The sequence below is a fragment of the Syntrophales bacterium genome (genome assembly GCA_030655775.1).
Taxonomy (GTDB): Bacteria; Desulfobacterota; Syntrophia; order Syntrophales; family JADFWA01; genus JAUSPI01.
In genome coordinates, this window is sequence record JAUSPI010000182.1 from 1 (window position 1) to 2,748 (window position 2,748).

At 49.0% G+C, this 2,748-nt stretch carries 3 protein-coding genes; 2 read left to right on the forward strand and 1 reads right to left on the reverse strand.

Annotation, left to right across the window (positions count from 1 at the left end; translation table 11 throughout):
- The coding region (locus Q7J27_09650; GenBank protein MDO9529411.1) for a hypothetical protein at positions 1 to 216 on the forward strand (216 nt) is incomplete at its 5' end.
- A 169-nt stretch (positions 217 to 385) separates the two neighbouring features.
- Positions 386 to 1,837 (forward strand): 4-hydroxyphenylacetate 3-hydroxylase N-terminal domain-containing protein, encoded by a 1,452-nt coding sequence (locus Q7J27_09655; protein MDO9529412.1) that lies wholly within the window; start codon positions 386 to 388, stop codon positions 1,835 to 1,837.
- Between the two features lie 157 nt (positions 1,838 to 1,994).
- Here Q7J27_09655 and Q7J27_09660 read toward each other — a convergent pair.
- Positions 1,995 to 2,748, reverse strand: a 754-nt coding sequence (locus tag Q7J27_09660) for a hypothetical protein (GenBank protein MDO9529413.1), incomplete at its 5' end; no start/stop codon positions are given.

The window sequence follows — 2,748 nt, forward strand, 5'->3', positions numbered from 1 at the left end:
GGTCGTCAACATCCGGGGCAACAGTTACAGGCTTCGTGGGAAAGTCGGAAAGGAGGGGGCGGAAATGAGCCAAGAATAAGGACCAGGTGGCTCACTTTTCACGACCGAAAATGGTTCACTTCAAAAAGACCGTTGACAACTTGGAAGTTTGATGATCCATTTTTCTCTGTTGAATGCTTCACCAAGACATACTATTCCACCAGGAAACCACTTTGACACGTACAAGACTCTTTCATGTCGGGAGAATTGGCGAAGCCAATATGTTAAGGAGAGAAACCCTGAAGGCAGAGGTTCTCCAGGGCGGAGAAAATTCGCCCTGGAGAAGCACTTAAGAAACTGTGTTTAGAATTAGAAACCTTTAAAAAAGAGAATGGAGGGTAATAAAATGGCTTTGATGACGCCGGAACAATTTGAAGAGAGTATAAAAAAACTCAAGCCGCGAATTTTTATGAATGGTAAAAAGGTTGAAAGTGTCCTTGAGAACAGGAACACACGAACCGTTGTAGAGGCCAATAAGGCGAGCTATGCATGGGCCCTGGACCCGAGGTACAAGGACATTATGACATGCTACTCGCCACTCATCGATGATGTGGTCAATCGTTACACCTATATAAGCGCCAGCAATGATGACCTGGCAAAAAAGGCCGAAGCGGGTGCTTTTACTTCAGAAATGCTGGGGACGTGCATATACCGCTGCGTGGGATATGATGCTTTTCACTCCCTGGCCGCCACTACCTGGGAGATGGACAAGGAGTTAGGCACAGAATACAATCCGAGATTTTTGGAATACCTGAAGATGGTGCAGACGAAGGACCTTTCCATAGCCGGCGCCCTTACCGAGCCGAGAGGAATGCGGAACGAAAAGACATTAGCCTGGGACGACCCCTATCTCTCCTTAAAAATTGTTGATAAAAACAAAGATGGTATCGTAGTTAAAGGGGCCAAGATCAGCATCAGCGGCGCATACGCCAGCCACGAGGTAGTGGTAATGCCCCAAGCGGCCCATTTCAAGGGTGAAGAAGATTACGCCGTGGCATTTGCAACACCGGTAGATGCCAAGGGAATTACCTTTATATGTCAGTACACCCCTTTTTCCGCTGAAAGAGACATGGCCGACAATATTGAGGAACTGGGGAACCCCCTCTACGGGCAGCGCGAGACATCCATGATAATCTTTGACAATGTCTTTGTCCCCTGGGAACGGGTATTTCACTGCGGCGAGTACCCATATTCCGTTAAGCTCGTGACCCGTTTTTCCAGGACGCATCGTATGACCTGCGGCGGCACATGCAAGGTCGGTTTTATGACCCAGATCATCGGGGCGACAAGACTGATTCAGGAGTACAAGGGCCTGGATAAGGTTACCCACATCAATGAGCAATTGGCGGAGATGGTGGTCTTAAGAGAGACAGCCAGAGCTTGCGGTATGGCTGCCGCTTACAATGGTTCTGAGGAGCCGGTGGGTTCAGGTGTGTTCTTGCCGGATGAATTAATGGGCAACGTCTCCAAGCTGAACGTATGCAACTCCTTCTGGCGCGTATTAGCCCTGGCAGGAGACATAGGCGGAGGTTCGATCGTCACACTGCCCTCCCTCAAGGAACTGAAAAACCCCGAAGTCAAGGAGTATGTAAAGGAGTATCTTGGTTTCGGTTCCGATGTAGCCACAGAAAATATCATGAAGGTAACCAAGTGCCTGCAGAACTGGACGTCCGGGCTGCACGGTGTGGGGACCTGGCATGGCGCCGGACCGCCCATGGCCACGAAAATCATGCTCCAGAGGGTCATCGACTATGAGCGTGATAAAAATCTGGTTAAGCAGACATTAAACCTTAAGTAGAAGCAAAACGAAAAGCAAATAATGTTGGGGCGGCATGCCTATGGTGTGCCGCCCCAATTTCTTTGTATTTCCGCAATTACGACCATGAGGGTTAATGATCCGATCTCCTCACGGGATGCCCCATACCCCATTCACGATGGGGTCAGGATTGATGAAGTCAGCAAAAGCCCGCATCCTGGAGGGTGAGATGATCATCATTCAATCGCCACCAACCGGGGTTAATCCAAGGCAGGGTCTCCCGTGGCCTTTCGACGCATTCAAGCACGTGCCGGGCGTGAACAAGATGATCCGAATTCAGAATCTGCTGCCGCAAATAAATCAACTGATCGCGAGATTCCTTATGTTCGGAAAAAAGTTCATCGGGGAGTATGAAGCCGCCCAATAAAGAACGGAGAGTAACGTTGGGATCTCTTTGATCCGTCACACGATTTTCATTATCGACGACAAAAACCTTCCCTTCCTGCTCCAGAAGGTTGATATAGACGGGAGTTACCTTATAGACGAAACAAAAAGCTGCAAGTAACCGGTCAAAAAGAAACCAAGACAAGGACCAGGATGGGACTTCTCTGTCTAAATCCTTTTGAAAAACAGAGAATGATGCCGAAGTCGTCTTTTTGTCAATTTTGTAAACCCGCCAGGCGCTGGGGGCATGAAGAGACAGTACGGCAAAACGACGTCCTTCTCCAACCAGAACGTCCATCGCCCCGATATCAAAAAGCGTATCCGGGATATTGGATACATGGTCAAAAGCAGGCGTTCCCGTATCGTCAAAACTGTCGCCTGTACGGATTTCCCTCTCAACACGTGAAAAGGACCGGAATGCCTTCTGATCCTTCACATCCGGATAATACTTAATTCCCAAGACACCCCTTGAAATAAAAATTTGGCCGGGAGTCTGATCGCTCGGAGCC